Genomic DNA, 20,560 nt, shown 5'->3' with positions numbered 1-20,560 from the left:
TGCGAAATCTCCTGAATACAAGCTGATAGGCGCAATTGTTCTTCGGGAGTTATGCTCATTTTTTTACCTTCGGTAGTCTCTTTATTGTATCTGCTGCCAGTCTTTTTGCAAAATCGGGATGCTCCCTCCTCTGGCCTCGCGATCGTCCCGACCGGCTGCAATAATTAGGCGATTTCCTCCCAGTTGCCACTGTTCGATATCCTCTGAGGTAAAATTCAGCAAATCACCACTATGACAGCAATCCAGCAAAACAATCTGCCGGGGAATCGTACTTTCAAGCATCAATTGGCGCAATTCATCGAGGGGAAAACCCCACTCACCGGTTCTGGGTTTGACGTTACTGTGGGCGAGGTAAACTTTCCCGTTATTATCCCGCAGTCCGTGTCCCGCAAAAAATAGCAGCACGACTTCTGGCGGCGTTTGGGTATTAGGTAAAAATAGGTTACGGATGGCATCCCGGAGTTCGTTGGCGCTTACAACATTCCCGGTTTCCCCATCGTTAGAAAGCAGGTTTTCCACGCACCAAGAGAAATCAGGGTTTTCTTGGGGGCGATTGAGCATTTTGCCGATCGCGATCGCATCGTGATAAGGTGCATGGAGGTGTTTCCCTGTATCGGTTGGTTTGTCCTTGAGCAAGGGATAGCGGTTAATCCCAATAACTAAAGCTTGCCGTTTCATGTGCGCCACATCGACTATGATTAATTTTAATTGAGAGTTTGCCCTAATTGCTAATGGCTACATCCTCCTCTGACAATACCCTGCTGGCTCTGTTGCTGGCCCTAAAAACTTTAAAGACACCTCTGACCGAGACTGAACGAGCTAAATTATACGAGGTGGGCGAACAACTTGAGCTTGACCCGGATGATTGGGAGTTCATTCGAGAGGGCTTAATCGCGATTATTTCCGATAATCCTTCCCTCAATGAGAACTTTCAAGATATCTTAACTCATCTCAATACTTTAGATGGTAATCAAGAGCGGCAATTGCTCCCCACTGGGAGGGAACTTGCCCAGGTAAATCCCATTGATAATAGCATCGAAAGGCGAGGCTATGATGAAGGGGAACCGGAGTTTGAAAGCCTAGAAATTCTTAATACTTCTCAAAAAGTAGCACAGAAGGTTTTGAAAGGGTCAAATCCCGTAGTGGCGGCTAGAGAATTGAATTGGTTGGAACGAATTATCAAAACTTTTTTACCGCCTGCGGAGTGATAGCAACTTAATCCATGAACCAACTAATTTATCCAACACTAGATTTATTTCTCTATGACTTGCGAGATGGTTTGGGTGAGACGGAAGCACAAATTAATCAAAACCGAGCAAATTTTCGGAAAAAGTTACCTTTCTCCGAAAAATTTATAAATTCTGATGGGTTAGAGTCTGACGATTTACTGGAGGCGATCGCTCAGTACGATCCCCCGATAGAAGTAGAATATGCTGAATTACTTAAAAGCATCCAAGACAATAAAAATTTGGATATCAAAAATAAGAAAATTTGGTTTGAAAAACAGCAAGGAGAGTATTCGTTAAAGGGGCGCTACTATCCAGTCAGAATGGGCGATACTTACGGTTTACAGCTTGACTGTTCAGTGGAAGCGACAGGAGATAATGCTAAGAGCAAAGGTAAAGCATATTCGCCTAGCTGTTTTGCCTATTTAAAAGCTGAAATTGACCGGAGAAGAAAAGGAGAAAGGGCAACTTTGGGGGAAACCTGGTTAATTTCAGGTCAGATCAATAGTGCTTTTAGCAATCCTGAAGCGATGGCCAGGGATTGTTATAAATATTTTAACTCAAGTGGCAATTGGAAGCAAGACTATCAGGGGCAAGGAAAGTTATTAGGAGGAACGCTTTTTGAATTGTGGGGTTATGATGCTTTTCAGACAACTCCTACGGCGGGTTTACAGGGAAAATCTCATGTCATCATTGCGCTTTACCCTGATGAATCGAGTGCTAGGGTAGCTTCTCGATTTAATTTTGACTGGATACGCCTTTTGAACTACCGTAGTAAAATTATTTGGGCTTACAATCAAAGCCGAGATTTAAAGCAGAATATTAAAGATGATTTTAGCACAGTTTCAGATTGTGTTGGGGAACTAGAAAGCAATAGTTACCAAAATTTTGACCTGAAGCGACTCCGCAAAACTTTAGATAAGGCACAACATACTCTTGCTCATTATACGGTTCTCCTGAATCAAATTGAAACTCAGCTTCGGACAATAGAAACTAATCTTTCTAATTATCAAAAACGTTTAATCAGGATGGAGGAAAAAACTCAGGGACAAGCTATTTCTCTGATGATGCCAGAGTTGATTCGATCTCTGATTGTGCCTGCTAATCAAAATTTATCGGAAAATGATTTGCTGCATTCTTTATTGCCAATTGCGGAATCGCAGCGACCGAGTAATTTAAAGTTTTTAGAGAAATTTAGCTTGATGGTTGAGCAAAAGTATATGCTTCAAGTTGAGAAAGATTATACAAGTCTTAATCCAGGATTGAGGTTATTAGAAAGCTTAATTAATAGCATTCGTGGCGCGATTGAAATTGACCAAGCGAAGCGCGATCGCCGCTTTCAAACTTTTGTTGAAGTTTTAGGTGTTGGGGCCGCAACCGCTTCTTTAACTGCGACTGCTGTCGCACCTCTAATTCAACAAATTACTACACCAACTTCTGGGGGGACAAACGAAGCATCGCCGTTGAAGTACGATCCGGGCTTAACTTGGTCTTTTTTCTTCATGGCGTGTGTAGGTGTGGGTATTCTGGCTTCGGGATTTGCTTATTTCCTCCATTGGTTGCGATCGCGTGATTGACGCTTAGTGCTAAAAGGTAAGTAGCGATCGGTTGCTATTCGGGATTATCCCCTTTTTGTCTTTCCCGTTTTCGCCGTTCAATTTCTGCGATGGGTAATAATAATGTATCTTCAATTTCCTCTCTTACTTCATCACTTACTCTACAGCCACTATTCAGGCAATCTACTAACAATTTATTAGAATCATAATATTGCCTGAGCATTTTTAGCTGATCATTGTTGAACTGCCAATCGTGACCTATATTACGACGTTCTTTCATCACACTTTTTAAAGTGTTGATCCACGTCTGACCGTTTGTTTGCCACCATGTTTTATATTTTTTTAGGTTTTGTCTATCAGGAAGTCCCTTCTTTAATTTCCCCAGTAATTGCTTAAGTTTAATATCGTGGCTGTAGTTGTGAGCCTGATCAAGAGCGAGGTAGCGTTCGCGAGAACGAAGAGTATTTGAAGCGAGAATAAGAGTAAGATCAAGCTCAAGTTCATGTCTGAGGTCAAGGTTAAGATCAAGGTCAAGACCAAGGTTGAGGGAAAGCATACGTTGGATATCGAGAGCGAGAGTCTGCTCAGTACCAAGGTAAAGAGCGCGGATTGCGGCTAATTTATAAGCAACTTTCACAGAAAGAGATTTCTGATTCGCCCAAATAAGAAAGTGTTGTATATTTATGTCAGAAGCCACAAGTGCATGGATTTTTTCAAGCATTAATAACAGCAGAATATCAGCATTATTTAGCATAGAAATGGTTAGTTTAAAAACTTCTGAATAGGTTGGGGCTGTAAGGTGAAGGAGCAAGCTTTGCCAAGCAAATTTATCAACAAAATATTTGGCAGTAAAATACTCCTGAAACGTCAAATGAGAGAAAGAGTAAATACGCTGCGATCGCTCTACCAATAAGCCATGCTGTGAGGCTATCGCCTCCAGTACAACTTGACTTTCCTCTAAAGAAATTTCTAAATACTCAGCAATGTATCCCTGAATTTCATCTTGTGTAAACAACACATATTGACTCTGCTCAAACTTCTTAGCAGCAATATAACTCAAAAGTTCTTGTTTCCGCTTTACAGATAAATCTCGATAAACATTATCTCGCTTAATTCCCCGCGAGTCATCCCACTTAGACAAGAGAAGTTCCAACCCTTCTTTATATAATTCGTGACGTTTAGAATAGAACTTGCCCGTATCGCCAAAAACCTTACAGGTTAAACTTAGCAAAATAGGAGTACCCGCCAACTCGCGGATTTGTTGATTCTCTTGTAAATTCAGCTTTGCTAAAAATTGCTGTGCTTTCGCTTCTCCCTGCTTTCCCGCAGTAGCAACAAAATATTTCCGAGCAAAAGTTGCTATTTGATCGGAGTTAAAATCCGCTACTTCCACATAGGCGAAGCGTTCAAATCTGTACTTTTGCGCTTGAATGCGACAGCTTAAAATTACATAATTTTGGTAATAGGTTTCGATAAATTCTCTAATTTCATCCACTACCACATCGCTATCGACTCCCGAAACCTCATCCAGTCCATCCAGCAACAGCAAGACTTTACCCGCTTCGAGTAATGCTGTCACTTCCGATTGACCGCACCCCCGCAAATCGGAGGCGACGTAATTCTCTAAACTAAAATTTTCTGTCTTTTTGGCTTTGCTAACAAAATCTCTCAGCTTGATTAAAATGGGAACCTTATCAGGCAATAAATTGCCATTATTACACTCAATTACAACGTGCTGCAAAAAGGTAGTTTTCCCCGCGCCTGGTTTGCCCAAAACCATCAATTTCGGATGGTCGATAACTGCCTGAAGTCCTGGTACTCGCTGCTGTACTTTTGATAACCCAAAACGATCAAAATCTTGCCGATAGTCCCGTCCTTCCAGTAAGTCATTAATCTCTAATCGCTTGTAGCTGGTGGGTTCATCAAGGACGTTGACATCCACATAAAGGCGGCCAATTTCAACAGGATGGGCAACATCCAATAATTGCATCGTACCGTACAAATTTTGGATTTTATCGTGAAGACTTTGGCGTACTTGCTGCACTAAAGTATCAATATTAATCTCAAATTTTTCACTAACAGGATTTAGACCCACAACTGATTTTATCCCTCTACCACCCCAAAAGTGAATCGGTCTGCCAAACGAGAAAAAAATCGGTCGCTGCGGATAAGTTTTAAACTTAGGATGAGCATTAAATTCTCGCTCTACCGCTGCCTGAATTTCCGAACTATTAATATCAGAACCAACTGAATATTGTTCAGGATCGAGTGCTTTTTGTAAAAGGTGTGTCAGCACCCCATGACCATCTACACCGTAGGCTGTTTCCGAGTCCCGACAAGCAGCAATAATAAATCGTTTTACATCATTTTGATTAGCTGGTTTTGCCTGCTCAAAAATCTCTTGAGTTAACCTTCCACTATGACAACAATCTAACCAAACAATCTGCTCTGAAACCTTACTTTTACCCAATTGTTTCGCTAACCAGTCTAACCTCACTCCCCATTTTTTTTGTTCAATATTTGTTTCACTTGTTGCTAAATAACCAACAGTTTCGCCATATTCATCAATTGCTAAACCATGTCCGGCGAAAAACAGCAATGCCGTCTGAGGAAGCTTACCATCTGCGGGTTCTACAAACAGTTCATAGATGGCATCTTGCAGCATTTCTGCCTTAACCAGTCCCTTTTCATCAACCTGATAGGCTCCCTCAGCACAGGTTTCTGGCAGTACCTTCACCTCAAACCGCCCATAATCTCTCAGAATTTGAGCAATAGCCTCCGCATCCAGAGGGGCATTTGCTAAATCCTGCCGTTGCTTTTTTCCTCTGAAATTGGGATAAGGCTTAATTCCGACTACTAAGGCTTTCCTCGTCATTGCTACTTGCTTAAAAGCCAGTAATATTTAATCTTGATTATAAGGCAAAACTGCACTTAAATGCCATGCCGAAGCTAAAAATGCAAAAGTCGCAGAATAATTATCAGATTTTTCCCGACTTGGTGGAAAATGTAGCCTAGCAGCATTAAAAAAATAACCAGCTAAACCCCATCTAAACTCCTCCATCGTCAACTTGCACTTTGACATCCCAAATATCCGAATCGCCTTGATAACTCGAAAAGCATTGGCTACAGGAATTAACAGAGTCTCAGACATTAATGAAAAGGACTCTGTACTTCCGATCTTAGTCTTAAAAAATGCCCCTTCATCTCCCGAAAAATCTAGTGCTTGCAAAGAAAAATAAAGCAATTGAAAGCAGCTTGAGACGATATCTTGTGGCGATATAGCCGCCAATTCCTGAAGATACGGCAAAAGGTGATTAATCCAAATTTCTCCCTCCAGTTTCGCTAAATCGAAAGCAATTAATCCTTGTTCCTTAACTCGCTCAAAATCTATCAACCAGCCGCAGGTTTCGCTGGCTGGATAAAGGATATTGTTTAAATTTAAGTCGCCGTGAATCGGCGCTGCGTGACCTGTAATGGTAATATATTTGTCATCCTGATAGAAAAGATTGCCAAAAACTTCAAGAGGTGAACGAAGCCATTTTTTATCTAAGTTATTGACTTCCCGAAATTTCTCTAAAATCAACTCAACTTTATCTAATTTCGGCTTATTCTCTTCCGACTTTGACCAATGAAACGCCGAAAGATTATTATTGACATTTTGCTGTTTTTGTGCTTTACTATCCAAGCAAACTAATACATTAACTAACATTCCCGGACGAATCCAAGTTGCACCAAACCGCAAGCAAATATCAGTGCGATCGCCTGTTAAATAAACTCTCATTCCCAGAAGGGGGTGAACTAAAACGATGTTCGCCTCTTCCGCTGTTTCTTTCACATCAATATAGAATAACTTCCAGCCAGATAGCAAAACTTTCTGAGCGGGATTCTTAACAATTAATTCGTTGAGTTCATTCAGCTTGGCAAATACCTTTTGCCAGTCGGCTTCACTGGTTTTCTCCACGGTTGGAGATGGGATGACAAACACATCGTTACTAGCTGTATCTTGATCCAGAAAATCCAGAGATTCTATTGCGGTTAGAGGAATCAATTTGCCAGTATAAAAAGACGGCAATACATCACCTAACCAACACCAAATAGGTTGTTTTTTTGTCGGTTTAGAAATTCCCGACTGATAGAGAGGAAATAGTACCTTTTCTAACGTATTCTGTACGCATTCCATTAGAAAATCTCCCCCTTTTTGGGTTTTCATCTGCTGTTCAAACAGTTCATTGAGAGAGTGGAGATTTTGATAGCCTTCAGGAAACCCTGCTAGGGAATACATCAACGCACCCCAAGGCAATTGTTCCTGATCAACTTTTGTTAAAATTGGCTTATGAATCAGACTTGCTGTATAACTATTCAGCCTCGGTTGAATCACTTTTTGATAGGATAAATACTCTTTCTGGATAATTAACCAAGGGCCTATTTTAATAAAGCGGGTTGCGAGTTGATCGTTTTGGCAAATGGGACTAACTAAAAAAGTTGCTTGTGCTTGAGATTTTCCACCTGAGAGAATTTTGAGGGGTTCGACTTGTTCCGCAGTGGGTAAAAGTCCGGCGATAAGTCTTTTCAAAGCTTGGCCGCGATCGCACTCATTTAGGGACTGCTTAATATTGAGCCTTTTAGTTAATTGCTGCCAGATGCGGGGACTGGCATCAGTGTTAAGCTGTTTGGGAAAGGGTACTTCTTGATAGGAACCATAGCAGCGATCGGCGGCTTTGGTGAGGTGTTGTTCGAGGGTAATGCAGTTGAGTTTTTCGGAAATATCTTTAGGATCGCTGTTGGAATCTTTCGGTAAGTAATGGTGAGATTCTTCTTTATGAAAACCCCAATAAGCTCCATGTATTAATGCCTCTTGAATTTCTTGACTTGGCTTTAAGCCTGTGAAAATAAAAGAGGGTATTTCTGGATAGTGTTCGGAGAGAATATCAATTGCCATACTCCCCATTTTTTTCCATTGTTCGCGCCCGTCTCGGTTACTTGAGTTTGCTGGTTGTTTATCGAAAGTTGGCAACCATTCTAAGTCTATAATAAAAGCAGCAATTTGGGAAGCATCTTGCGCGATCTCTTTCAACGGAATTGTTTGGCAGATTAATTCATAACTGGGTTCTGACTTGTCAAATTTAAGTGGAGGAGCTTTGATAGTAAAAGCTAAAGATAAGTTGTTTAAGATCAAACAAAATCCCTTTAGAATTTTTTCAAATTTTTTAACTGGCTCTTTTTGTTGAGTTTCATGGTAATAGTTAGCAATGTGTTTGCAGATTTGTTTGGGGTGATACACACTCTCTGTGCATTCTATATAATTGTTGTAATCATCCAAAATATAGAGGATTGGCTTGGGAGAGCCTAAAAAGTGATAAACTTGCTTGTAAGCGTCTGCACAATCACTTTTTTGGGAAGGTGGCTGATTTTTTACTAACAGGTGGAGGTGCTTAAGATCGTCCTGGCGTTCTTTTTTACTTGTCACTTCGGCTTCATCAATGAGAGAATGCCACTCACAAATATTCTCACTTCTACGGCACAAAGAAGGGTACTCATTTGTTTGACCTTTTATGTAAGGTATGGCGGCTTCAATTTCACTAACGTTAATTTTAAATTGGGATTTTGTTTTTCGCAGAATTAGCAAACCTAAGCCGTCACAAGGGGAGTTACCAGGGCTATTAAATTGAAATATTTTATCAGCTATTTCATTAATTTTTAACTCAAATGCTAAATCAGCGTCGCTAGAATGGACAAAGGCAACTGTTACTTTTGTTAAAGTGTCTAATGTTCCTTCCTCCCCTGTTCGATCGGCAAGTGTGTATTGCCTTAAACCGCCGTCTGAATAAACAACATAAATAGGATCAAAATAATTACTCTCTAAGAGAACATTTACCCATGCTTCCTGTCTGACACCATCGCCATCTGTACAGACGATACAAGCAGTTAATCTACCTTCTAATGCTACCATTTGCTAGTTTTCCTCATAATAAAGATGCTAATATTAAAGTATCTTTTTTCATTCCAATAGTGCCAGAACCCATAAAGCCATCTTGACTGGCCAGCATACTCCTCCACACACGCAAAATTGCATAGCGAGTATTTTTGAGTTGGGTTGGAATTAAGATATTGTCTTCTTGAGCCAGTTGAGATGACCAATTTGCTAAACTCTTATCGCTATCCTCAGCCGCTTGATTAGCGAACCACTGAAATTGGATTTTCAGCACTTTGCCTTCTTTGTCAAAAAAGGCTTTTTTGATTTGTGAACTACTTGCTTGACCTCGCTTTTCAAATAAGTGAAGAAAAAGGTCATACAAATTTTTAGCAGATAAGGCAGATGTATTTTGATCTTGGTAGGGAAATAGGAAGGCTTTAGGTGCTTTTTTGATTTTTCCCCATTCCCAATCTGTGGCGGTAGCAAATTTAGTTAATGGTTCAATGTTTCCCCAAGTTTTTTGATGAACCATCAAGGCGATTAAATAAGCAGAACCGACTGAAATATGGCGATCGCCTGCTTCATTACAACCGTGAAAGAAATCTCCACAGAGGGATTTTAGGCATTCGTGTAAGATTTCAATAAAGTTTTCTTTCTCCCACCAAGTAGCGGGGAAAGTCACTCCGAGTGCAGTTTCAACCGCCTCTTTATAGCCTTTGGCTTTCTCTAAATCTGGAGGATTGCCAAAGAAGTATTTACTGACTAAATTAGCATTATGTGTCATTAAAACTTCTTCAGGTTCATTGTCAGCAAACCAGTCGCGGGAATGTCGCCAAAGTATTTCGAGGGGATGTTCTGAAAAGTCTAAGCGTTCGATATCTTCCCGACGGGTGGCTGTGAGGAGAATTGTGCCGCTAATGTCGCAAATGGGATGTTGGAGGTTTTCTTGTGCAAATGCTTGTGCGATCGCACTTTTCAGGGTGTCGTTAGTCGTGTAATCGCCCTGTTTGGTAGGATCGAGTGCAAGTGCGATCGCGCGGGTGAGTAAACCCCTACCGTCGCGGGCGTAAGCGATTTCTGATTTCTGGCAAGCGGTGATGAAGCAGCGATCTAAAGGGCGATCGCTAGTTTCGGTATCGGTAAAGTTGAATAATTCGCCGCTGAAACTGCTATCTAGCCAGATTATTTGTTGTCTGACGGGGCTATTTTGCAAGATTTGGCGCAACCATCGCAGGGAAACGCCCCACAAGTTTTTTCTAGGGTTAGAGTCGCTGGTAGCTAAAAATCCTTCTGTTGAATCGTCTTCGTGTTTCCGCCGCAAACCGTTACCGGCAAAAAATAGGAGGGCGGTATCAGGAATGCGGTTGCTTTGAGGCTGGAAAAGTTGGGTAATGGCGGCTTCGAGTTCTGATTGTTTGACGAGGCCGATGAGATCGAATTGAGAAGTGTCTTCCCAGGCGGGGAGGCGATGGACTTCAAAGGCCCCGTAGAGTTCTAGGAGACGTGCGATCGCTTCTGCATCTCTGGCCGCTGTGGCGAGGTTTCGGGGTTCGTCGGTGGGGTTTTCTTTGAGGAGGGGATAGCGGTTGATTCCTATTACTAGGGCGATTCGTTTCATTGATTTTTAGCTTATTGTTGGGAGTTTAAATGTTTATAGTTTCGAGATTTCTTCTCGTAGAGTGTCCCCTTTCACCAAACCCTTCTCCTCAACCTGAATAGCCCCATCCTGGTAGGTTTCAGGAAGGACTTTTACCTCAAACTGGCCGCACTGTCTGAGTAAACGGGCAATTTCCTCCGCATCAGCAGCCGCGTATTCCAAATGTTGTTTGAGAAACGGATATCTGTTAATCCCAACCACCAACGCTTGCCGCTTCATGTCACCCATCCACTATGATGAATCTGATTATACCAAGTAAGTGCGATCGCCCCCAATGAATCTTCCCTCCCCTGACAAAACCCTTCTCGCCCTCCTGCGAGCACTCAAAAACCTAGAACAGCCTCTCACTCAGTCTCAACGAACAAAACTTTTTGAAATTGGCGAACAACTCGAACTCGATCCCGATGACTGGGAATTCATCTATCTCGGTCTTATCCCTGTTATTGCTGATAATACCAGCCTCGACCAACTATTTCAAGTAGCCCTCAACCAATTAAATGCTACTAATAACTTTAATTCCCAATGGTTGCCCAATGAAAAAGAACTTTCCGAAGCCTTGCTAACTCGCGGCGAACTAGAACAACGCGGCGATACAGACAATAATTCCCCATTTCAAGGTCAGCAAATTATTCAAATTACTGTCAAAGTCCTCAAAGCCAATAACCCCAATAATTTCGCACAACAATTAAACTGGCTAAGGCGAATAGACCCCCTCTTTTCCTAATCTCCTATCCACTACCAAAACCATGTTTATTACCTCCTTTTTCTCCCAGTCCGCGTAGGCGGACTTTGTTTGTGTAGCCGCGATTTCTAATCGCCATTTATTGGTGTGCCCGCGTTGCTGCGCGATTTCTAATCACCCGGAATTTTAATTTCCACTTTCCACTGCCCCCAACTCTAAAAGTGTAGCCATTGTTGCCTCCAATAAACCCGTTACCCCAGTAATATTCATCCCCTCATAAGGTTTAGGAATTCGCAGCGTTTTCAAACATTCCCAGGTTTTAGTATCCCATAACTTAATCGTTTCATCCGCACTCCCACTCGCCACCATTGACCCATCCGCACTAAAATCAACCGCATAAACCCAATTATTATGTCCTGCCAAAATCGCTAAACATTCATAAGTAGCAACATCCCAAACTCGCACCGTCCCATCACCACTGCTACTCACTAAAATAGTCCCTTCAGGATGAAAAGCAACGGCATTCACCCAATTAGTATGCCCTGGCAAAACAGCACAACATTGATAAGTATTCACATCCCACAAACGCACCAAATTGTCAATACTGGCAGTTGCTAAAAATCGACCATCTGGACTAAAAGCAATTGACTGAATTGGTCGAGAATTTTCCTGTAAAATTCCCAGACATTCACCCGTGCCAACATCATACAACTTAACTGTTCCATTAAACAAACCACTGGCTAAAATCTCTCCATTATTACTAAAAGCAACTGCATTCACTCGCTCATTATTCTCTGAAAAAGTTGCCAAACACTTCCCTTTACTTACATCCCATAATCTTACACAAGAATCACGACCACCACTCGCTAAAATTTCCCCTTGGTTTATATTAGGATTAAATGCCACCGATTGCACTCGATACTGATGCGCTTGCCATGTCATTAAGCACTTACCCGTTGCCACATTCCACACCTTCACCGTACCGTCACCACTGCCACTAAAAAGCACTTTTCCATCAGAACTAAATACCACTGAAAAGATAGTATCTGTATGTCCTGATAAAGTTGCCAAACACTTGCCAGTATTAACATCCCATAACCGGACAAGGCGATCGCTGCTACCAGTTGCCAGTATTTGACCTTGGGAACTAAATGCTAACGCACGAATCCAAGTTGTGTATCCCTGTAAAGTAATAATTGCACGGCTGTTTTCTACTTCTTGAAGATTCCATAATTTGACGCTATAATCAACACTGCCACTGGCGAAAACTCTCTCTCGCGGACTAAAAGCAACTGAACGCACCGAATTTTTATGTCCCTCTAAACAGGCAACAATACGGCAGTTTTCAACATCGCTGATGTCCCATAATCTCACTATTTTATCATAGCCAGCACTGGCTAAAATTTCCCCATCAAAACTAAAAGCTACCGTTAAAACTAGATTGTCATGTCCTGGCAAAGTCGCTTGGCATTGGCGACTTTCCACATTCCATAACTTCACTAAACCATCCCCACTGCTGCTTGCCAAAAATTCTCCGTTAGGACTAAAGGCAACGCTATAAACTGACTTCTCATGTCCTTGAAAAATAGCAATACACTCTCCACATGACCCATCCCATAAGCGGATCTCATTATCTCGGCTACCACTGGCTAAAATGCCTCGACAACTAAAAGCAACTGCATGAACGCAATCCCCGTGTCCCTGCAACGTCTGTCTGCATTCACCAGTTGCAATCTCCCATAATTTTATAGTTCCATCGCTACTACCACTAGCTATAAATTTGCCGTCAATACTAAAGGCAACTGCATTGATCCAATCCGCGTGTCCCTGCAAAGCTTTCAAACATTCACCTGTGCTAATATCCCACAGTTGTACACTTCCTTCAATGCCACCACTAGCTAAAACTTCACCGCTAGGACTAAAGGCAATTGACCGCCGTAAATATTGACCTTCTCCCTCAAAGGTAAAAACTTTTTGACCGTCTTTGACTTGCCAAAGGTGAATTTTTCCGGTATAATCTGCTGTAGCTAAAATTTTACCATCTGAGCTAAATACTACTGAGAAAATGCTGCTAAGTGCTTCGCTAAAAATTGAGTTTTCTAAATGAGTATGGGCGAAGTTAACTTGATGTAAATTGGCATCTCTGAGAAAAGCTTGCCAAACAGTGAGATTAGCAAAATTATATCCGGTTAAATCGCATTGCAAATAGACGAGGAAATTGAGAATGTTTCCCGCAGCATAGCCAGATTGGGAAGCTGAATTTTGCTGTAGTTGTAATAAGATATGTTTGAGTTGCTGTTCCACTCTCGATAAGTTGCCAAAAGTCGTTAAGAATTTGTCAGTAATTGGTTTAACGATGAAACGAGTTTGCGCGGCTCGAATGTAGTCTTTAGTAGTGGCTTTCATTAAAGCAAAGCTGTTAAAAAGTGCAATTTCTCCCCCAGTAACTTCTCTGCAAATTTGCTCAATTAATCGTTCTGTCATGTATTCCATGACAACGGGTTGCAGAGTAAAATTACCATCACTTTTTTCAATTAATGAACGGTGAACTAAACACTTTAAAGCTGTGAGTAAGGTCGGTTGTGCAACAGATAGCAATAAATTTGCTTGTAAAATTTGCGTCGAAACTGGCTCTCTTTCTATTGCCAACCAGTACATAATCTGCTTTTCTATATCTGATAAGGGATTGATTTGCTCATCTAACAGGGTGCGAATATCCTCAAAGGCAATGGTTTTTTGCTTGAGAAATTCCTCAATATTGCCATCAAATAAATCTTTAATAGTTGCAGCGACAATTTTTAAGATTAAGGGGTTGCCACCACAGCGATCGCTCAATTCTTTAGTTTGATTCGCCGCCGAAAGCGATAACCCTTTGAGTTTTAAAATGGCTTGCCCCTCGATAGTTGTCAAACCTTTTAATGGCAAAGAACGGACGGGTAGAGTTTCACCTTCGAGGGTCGCTAATTCTCTCAATTTATCGCGACTGGTGAGGATAAGGCAACTGCGATGGGGCGTTTCTCCTACTCGCTTGAAAAGTTCGCCGTAGCCTTCACAGTTGTCTCGATATCCGCCACCACTGCTGTGCAAAATTGACTCGATATTATCCAAAATAATCAGACATTGAGAGGTTCGCAAACACTCCATTAGTCGCGATAATTGCGCCTCAAAAGTTGCTAGAAAATCTGCTTTTTGCTCTTGATGAGATAGGAATTTAATTAATGTTGCTAAGGTTTCCGAGGCGGGCGGGGCGTTGCGGAGACTGCGCCAAATAACGTACTCGAAGCGATCGCAAATTTGTTGGGCGAGACGGACTGATAATGCCGTTTTGCCAATGCCACCCATGCCTAATAAAGCTACTAAGTGAGCATTATCTTGGACGATCCACCGCTCTAGGTTAGCACGTTCGGTGTCGCGCCCGCGAAAAGAGGAGACATCGGGAGCATCCCCCCAGTCGTGGCGTTTGTGAGTTAGGGGTGGCGGGGTGGGGATACTTTGTGAGATGCCGTCGATATCTGCGATCGCTTGCCAGTCGAGCCCCAGTTTTTCGCAAATTTCCACGAAGTTGAGGAAGTCAACGGGTTTGCCGTTGAGGAAGTTGCTGACGGTGGGGCGAGAGAGTCCCAGTTCCATTGCTAAAACTTTTTGACTGGGGCAACCTGTCCGCTGGGCGGCGGTTTTGACTTGCGGGATGAATGGCGGTGCAACTCGGAGCGATCGCGACATAGCGGAACTCCCTGGAAGTGGTGGTTTGAGAGGGCTAATCAGAAGTTTTACACAAGTTTGATACATCTTTGACGATCGCGATCGTTTCTTTGGTGAGAACTAATTCACGCCCGTTTGAGAATGAGGTTGTTGAGGTGAAAGCAGCTAATTAATGTTGCTAAATGCCTCAAGCTATTGAGTTTTTAGGTGAGTTAGGAATGTTTTTTAGTAATGACAAACCAGAACTCTTTTCGGAAGCGATTGAGGGAGTTGTTGAGGAAACAATTTCTTCGGTGCAGCCAGGGAGAGTTCGGTGTTTGGGGACTTATTGGCCAGCACAACTTTACAAAGTTGAGTGCCAAGTGACTTTGATTCCTGAGCAAGCTGTCTGCATTGTTGGTCGCGTAGGAATTACGTTACTGGTGATGCCTAGATAGAGGTTTTTTACGTTTTGGAAGCTAAGGTTGGTACCGCCTCGCTTCTCCCTTGATTAAACAATTAAATTGAAAGGAGAACCGAGTTATGAATTGGAAAAATTTGTTTGTCTCGCTGCTGTTCATTTTGGGAATGGAAGGGGTTGTTTTGGCAGCGGTTCAGCAGCATAATAATGGGGTTCAAGTGGCAAAAGCTAAGAAGTGTCCGAGTGAAGATGGCAACTTTCCTTGCCCTTAATAAGTTTAGTTGAATTTGTGTTAGGGAGAGCGATCGCGTTTCTGAAACAGAAGCAAGCGCGATCGCTCTCCTTTTGCTATGGATACCACAACGAATGCCAAGATAAAACTCACCCGCTTAATCGATGTATCCACTTTCAAATATTTATTGTGTATTTTTTATCCCATACATACTTGCGACAAGTTTCGCAAGCTTGCTTTTCCACCTCAGTCTGAGGATTTTGAAAGATAGAGTTGTATCGCAATCTGTTACAGGCAACTTGCAGCCATGCCCACCAACTACCTAACCATACTCGTACAGTGTTGTCATAACTGCCACTGACAATCAACAACCCATTAGGACTAATGGCTATAGAACTAACAGCATCCTCATGGCCTTCCAATGTAGCAATAGAGTTGCCTAAGAGATCCCATATCCGCACAGTTCTGTCGGTACTACCACTAACAATTAACTGCCCATCGGGATTGATAGCAACAGAACTAACGGTACGCTTATGCCCTTCCAATGTAGCAATAAGTTTGCCCGTAAGATTCCATAAGCGCACAGTTTTGTCACTGCTTCCACTAACAATTAAATTTCCATCGGGACTAAAGACGATTGAATTGACAGTATCTTCATGTCCTTTGAAGGGTTGATTAATCAGGCGGCTATTGATATCCCACAAGCGTATAGTTTTGTCACTGCTCCCACTAACAATTAACGTTCCATCTGGATTAAAGGCGGTTGAATTGACAGTATCTTCATGACCTTCCAATGTAGCGATAAGTTTGCCCGTAAGACTCCACAAGCGCACAGTTTTGTCACTGCTCCCACTAACAATTAACTTTCCATCTGGATTAAAGGCGATTGAATTGACAGCATCTTCATGTCCTCTGAAAGGTTCATTGATGAGGTAGCCATTGATATCCCACAAGCGTATAGTTCTGTCATTACTGGCACTAACAATTAACTTTCCATTAGGGCTAAAGGTGACTGAACTAACAAATTTCTCATGTCCCCGGCAAGTAATGGATTCTCTGAATTTTTCCACCGCTATCTTGAGGCTAGACAGAACGGGAGCAAGTAGTTTCTCAGCAAATAGAAGTGGATTTTCAGCAGCATTTTTAGGCAAAGTATCTAAATTCAGTCCCATCGTTTGAATAGCCAGCACTAAAGCCTCAACTGGTTGTGCTGTGAGCAAATTCTGTACTCTAGCCGCTTGCTCACGCAACTTAGATTCGGTGAGTGCCTGTTGTAATTCAGCAGTGCGTTGTTTTTCTTTAGCAAGCTGTTCTTCTTTTTCTCTGAGGCTACCTTCCCGAAGTTTTTGACTTGCTTCGATAAATTCTTGCGATAAATTCGACAGTGATACACTTCCCGCATAATTCTCTGCTGCATACAGTTTTGAGCCTTGCCAAAGAAAAGCCAAGTCTTCAGTCTTACCATTGTTCTCCCACTCCTTCGCTGCTTGCTCAATATTCCGCTTAAGTTTAATCGCTTCTCTCTCCACATTCACCCACTCACACAACTTATCCCAATGTCGAATCAATGCTTCATGGACAATATCAACCACCGGAAACCCATTTTCATCGCTCGTAATAATTAACCTAGCTCTTTCATCATTTAAAATCCCAATTACCTGTTCAACTAGCTCCTCTGAATATTCCCCCCTTCCAAAAATTTCTACTAATTGATGTTTCGTAACTTGCCGACGAGTATCCTCCGCATCTTCTCTCAACTGCGTTAACTCGATAAAAATCCACTTGGCTATCTCCTGTTGCGCTGTTGATAAGTTCTCAAAAACTTTATTAGCTTGTTTTTCTAACGTTCCCTTTAAACCTCCTAATTCGTTATAATAATTAAGAGTAAGCTGATTAGGTAATCCTGGCTTTCCTTGTTGCCATTGTTGATGCCACTGCTGCCAAAGTGCTGTGAGACAAAATTGCAATAGTGGCAAACTACCCGCAGAATCTTTCACATCTACAATCATCTGCGTAACTAACCGACGTTCTACTTCTAAGCCTACCTGTTTGGCTGGTTCACAAATCGCCTCATCCAACTCCTCAAAAGTCATAGGTGTAACTGTCACCAAATGCTCTTGAATCTTTTTCGCAAGTCCGGCATATTCCTGTTCGGCACACTTACCCAAGAAATCTGCCCGCATAGTAATAACAACACAGAGTTTATTTTCAGTGCTATCTAATGCTCCTAATAAACACTCAAAAAACTGTTGACGTTCTGCCTCTTGTTTTGCAGTTCCTTGACACAAAGTAAACGCTTCTTCAAATTGGTCGATCACCAAAAATACCCGTTCTGCTTCAACATCTGCTACAAACTCTTGTAGTGCTACACCCACATTTTGATTGAGTGCATCCTTAAGCCAGCGTAAGGCAGTTTTATTGCCTTCAGCAAAGGCTTCTGCTAAACTTTGCAGTGGATATTCTCCGGGTCGAATCACCGGCAAGATTTTCCACTGTTTGCTCTGTAAAAGTCGCTGTCCTAATTTTAATTGATAAAGCAATCCTGCCCTCACAACAGAAGATTTACCGCTTCCTGAAGGGCCGAGAACTGCTAAAAAACTCCCGGTTCTTACTTTTTCAATTAACTCACCAGTTAATGCAGTACGACCATAAAAATATTTGGGGTCAGTCTCGTTAAAATCAAACGCTTGCAAACCTTTGTAGGGACAAATATCAGGTTGTCGCGTACTAACTGTTTCTTCGTTACCAATTTTTACTCCCTGGATGAGTTGAATTGCTCCGCCAGAATTGTTAAAAACTGGACGCTGAGGAAAGTTTCGCCAGTATTCATTAGTTTGTATTTGTTGGTTAACGAAATCTGCTAAAAAAAGGTTATCTATCCACTCGTTAACTCGACGCGGCTGCGGATCGAGTCCTTGTAAAAGAATGCTAGTTAGTACGCCATGTTTGCCAGTGCCGTAAGCAGTTTCCGAAGCACTACAGGCAGCAATAAAACAGCGATCTCGTACTTTGCCTGCATTTCCTGGATCGGCTTTATTTAATACGTCGATAAATTGGCCACTATGACAACAATCCAGCAAGATAATCTGCTGTTTAACATCACTTTCTAGTAAAATATCTCGCAGTGAATTTAAAGCCAAACCATATAATTCTTTTCTAGGGCAAGCATCACTGGTAGCTAAAAATCCTTCTTTTAATCCGCGCGGTTTTCGCAAACCGTGTCCAGCAAAAAACAGCAAGGCTGTATCAGGACAATCTTTTTCTCCTATGGCGAACAGTTGGATGATTGCTTCTTCTAATACCTTAATGTTAACATCTTCTTCTCCATTACCAGGTTTAGGATTGACCTTGAATTTCTGATCAGCGATACCAGTCGGCAACCGACTCACCTTAAAACCGCCGTAGGTTTCTAGGAGATGCGCGATCGCCTCTGCATCAGAAGCGGGTCTTTCCAAATTTTTGATAAAAGGATATCGGTTAATCCCGACTACCAAGGCCTGTCGGTTCATGTATGATTAAAGCTACTCAGGCTGAAAGATATTGAAATCAAGCATACCTTAAATTATTCCCTGATGCAACACTCAAGCCCTTTCTAACCTAACTTCTTAGTATGTAAAACTTGAATACAGCTAAAATACACCTAATAAACTATTGTTATTATCGTCTCATTAATTAATTTTTGTATAAATCTCAGCTACCGCTGATGAGTGTTTGAAAAATAGTAGAACAAACCTACTCTATGATTCAAACACTCGTAAAACCCAAGAATTTCCAATTAACTTCTCAACAAAACAATGCCCTCCAACTCATTGAACAATTTCTCATAAGTTCTAAACGGGTATTCGGGCTATTTGGATATGCAGGCACGGGAAAATCAACCCTTGTCAACCTAGTAGCAGAACAATTAGTCAGCGCTGGAAAAAGAGTCGCTTTCACCGCTCCCACCAATAAAGCAGTAGGCGTATTGCGACGGATGGCTAATGAAAAAGGACTCATAGGAGTAGACTTTATGACCATCCACCAACTACTAGGATTAGCTCCAGTTAAACAGGGGCAAAATAAAATCCTCAAACAAGTTTCTCCTTCTTTCCTTCACCTGTACGACACCATCTTTCTTGATGAGTGTAGTATGGTGACAACAGAACTGTGGAATATCATTCAAGAAAGAATTCCTAGCACTTTGCTCCTTGGTAGCAATCGGCAACTTATTGTCATGGGCGACCCCGCACAATTACCTCCGGTTAATGACGAAATAGAAGAGAAAAAATCCCAAGCTTTCAACGTCCCTGAAAAAGCAATTTTAACAGAGGTCGTTAGGCAAGGTGCGGGCAGCCCTCTGCTAGAATTTGTAACAGCTTGTCGCACGGCTGTTAAGAGCAAAGAAGCATTCAAACCCTTCTCCAAATTTAGCTTTGATAAAAAAAATGGAGCTTTCCTAGTCAGAGAAGAAACGCTGTTGAAATATGCCTTAAAAAAGTTCTCTTCTACTTTCCCTCAAGACCCCGACTGCTTTCGCATCCTCTGCTACACTAACGAGCGCGTTGCCTACTGGAATAGCAAAATCAGAGCCAAAATCTACGGAAAAAATGCTCCCAGATTTATTATTGGAGAGAGGTTGATTGCTAAAGCTCCCGTTATTGCTCCCGACGGCAAAACTGTCATTCTGTCCACATCAGCAGAAGTGGAAATTGCCGAATTTCGAGAGGATAGGTACTCTGGGTATAAAGCTTGGAATCTCCAGGTTAAAACCGATACAGGCGACCTCCGCCAAATCTACATCCTCCACGACAGTGACACTCGCCGATTCCAACAGGACAATGCTAGGTTACTGCAAAATGCTAAAAGCAATCCAAGCTTATGGAAGGCATGGTATAACCATTGTGAAATCTTTGCAGACATGAGAAATTGTTGGGCAATTACTGTGCATAATTCTCAAGGATCTACCTTCACGGAGGTGGGAATTGACAGCAGTGATATCGGCAGAAAAGTTGCTACTAAATTGCTGTATCTTGCTCAAGTTTTCCCTTGTCAAAAAGCTCAATTTCTAAAAGAATACCGCCACAGTATTCGAGCGCATAATCAGCTTATGTACGTGAGTTGTAGTCGTGCGAAGCACCGGATTTTTGTTACTAAGTAAGCCTAGTTTATATTGGCTGAATGGCACTTTTAGGGTTTAAGGGCGATGCCTGCG

At 42.0% G+C, this 20,560-nt stretch carries 13 protein-coding genes; 6 read left to right on the top strand and 7 right to left on the bottom strand.

Going from position 1 to position 20,560, the window contains the following annotated elements:
• Positions 1–81: 81 nt before the first annotated feature.
• Positions 82–678: a caspase family protein gene (locus tag PY364_RS13355; RefSeq protein ID WP_275523181.1), complete on the bottom strand. Its 597-nt coding sequence runs from the start codon at positions 676–678 to the stop codon at positions 82–84.
• Between the two features lie 53 nt (positions 679–731).
• Here PY364_RS13355 and PY364_RS13350 point away from each other — a divergent pair, with 53 nt between their 5' ends.
• Positions 732–1,208 (top strand): hypothetical protein, encoded by a 477-nt coding sequence (locus PY364_RS13350; RefSeq protein WP_275523179.1) that lies wholly within the window; start codon positions 732–734, stop codon positions 1,206–1,208.
• 14 nt (positions 1,209–1,222) lie between these two features.
• Positions 1,223–2,803, top strand: a complete 1,581-nt coding sequence (locus tag PY364_RS13345) for a hypothetical protein (RefSeq protein ID WP_275523177.1) — start codon at positions 1,223–1,225, stop codon at positions 2,801–2,803.
• Positions 2,804–2,837: 34 nt separating this feature from the next.
• Here the strand turns inward: PY364_RS13345 and PY364_RS13340 are convergent, their stop codons facing one another.
• The 4 genes from PY364_RS13340 to PY364_RS13325 are packed head-to-tail and all read right to left on the bottom strand — an operon-like array spanning position 2,838 to position 10,581.
• A complete protein-coding gene (locus tag PY364_RS13340; protein WP_275523176.1) occupies positions 2,838–5,657 on the bottom strand; it encodes an NACHT domain-containing protein in 2,820 nt (939 codons plus the stop codon).
• Between the two features lie 27 nt (positions 5,658–5,684).
• A complete protein-coding gene (locus PY364_RS13335) occupies positions 5,685–8,732 on the bottom strand; it encodes a hypothetical protein (RefSeq protein ID WP_275523174.1) in 3,048 nt (1,015 codons plus the stop codon).
• Positions 8,733–8,745: 13 nt separating this feature from the next.
• Positions 8,746–10,314, bottom strand: a complete 1,569-nt coding sequence (locus PY364_RS13330; protein WP_275523173.1) for a caspase family protein — start codon at positions 10,312–10,314, stop codon at positions 8,746–8,748.
• 33 nt (positions 10,315–10,347) lie between these two features.
• Positions 10,348–10,581 (bottom strand): caspase family protein, encoded by a 234-nt coding sequence (locus PY364_RS13325; RefSeq protein WP_275523172.1) that lies wholly within the window; start codon positions 10,579–10,581, stop codon positions 10,348–10,350.
• Between the two features lie 46 nt (positions 10,582–10,627).
• Here PY364_RS13325 and PY364_RS13320 point away from each other — a divergent pair, with 46 nt between their 5' ends.
• Complete coding sequence (locus PY364_RS13320) at positions 10,628–11,077, top strand: hypothetical protein (protein WP_275523170.1); 450 nt, start codon at positions 10,628–10,630, stop codon at positions 11,075–11,077.
• Positions 11,078–11,221: 144 nt separating this feature from the next.
• On the opposite strand, the gene PY364_RS13315 is transcribed toward PY364_RS13320, so the two are convergent.
• Positions 11,222–14,758, bottom strand: coding sequence for an NB-ARC domain-containing protein (locus PY364_RS13315; RefSeq protein WP_275523168.1), 3,537 nt, complete (start codon positions 14,756–14,758; stop codon positions 11,222–11,224).
• A gap of 161 nt (positions 14,759–14,919) precedes the next feature.
• Between PY364_RS13315 and PY364_RS13310 the strand changes: the two genes are divergently transcribed.
• A complete protein-coding gene (locus PY364_RS13310; RefSeq protein ID WP_275523166.1) occupies positions 14,920–15,174 on the top strand; it encodes an NfeD family protein in 255 nt (84 codons plus the stop codon).
• 85 nt (positions 15,175–15,259) lie between these two features.
• The gene (locus PY364_RS13305) at positions 15,260–15,409 is read left to right on the top strand and encodes a hypothetical protein (RefSeq protein ID WP_275523165.1); all 150 of its coding nucleotides are present in this window, start codon (positions 15,260–15,262) and stop codon (positions 15,407–15,409) included.
• A 136-nt stretch (positions 15,410–15,545) separates the two neighbouring features.
• Here the strand turns inward: PY364_RS13305 and PY364_RS13300 are convergent, their stop codons facing one another.
• Positions 15,546–18,878, bottom strand: a complete 3,333-nt coding sequence (locus PY364_RS13300) for a caspase family protein (RefSeq protein ID WP_275523164.1) — start codon at positions 18,876–18,878, stop codon at positions 15,546–15,548.
• A gap of 230 nt (positions 18,879–19,108) precedes the next feature.
• Here PY364_RS13300 and PY364_RS13295 point away from each other — a divergent pair, with 230 nt between their 5' ends.
• On the top strand, positions 19,109–20,506 hold the full coding sequence (locus PY364_RS13295; RefSeq protein WP_275523163.1) for an AAA family ATPase: 1,398 nt from the start codon (positions 19,109–19,111) through the stop codon (positions 20,504–20,506).
• Positions 20,507–20,560: the final 54 nt, after the last annotated feature.

It is taken from the genome of Kamptonema sp. UHCC 0994 (assembly GCF_029167235.1).
GTDB lineage: Bacteria > Cyanobacteriota > Cyanobacteriia > Cyanobacteriales > Microcoleaceae > Kamptonema.
Note: the sequence above shows the minus strand (reverse complement) of the source record. Positions and strands in the feature narration are given on the sequence as shown.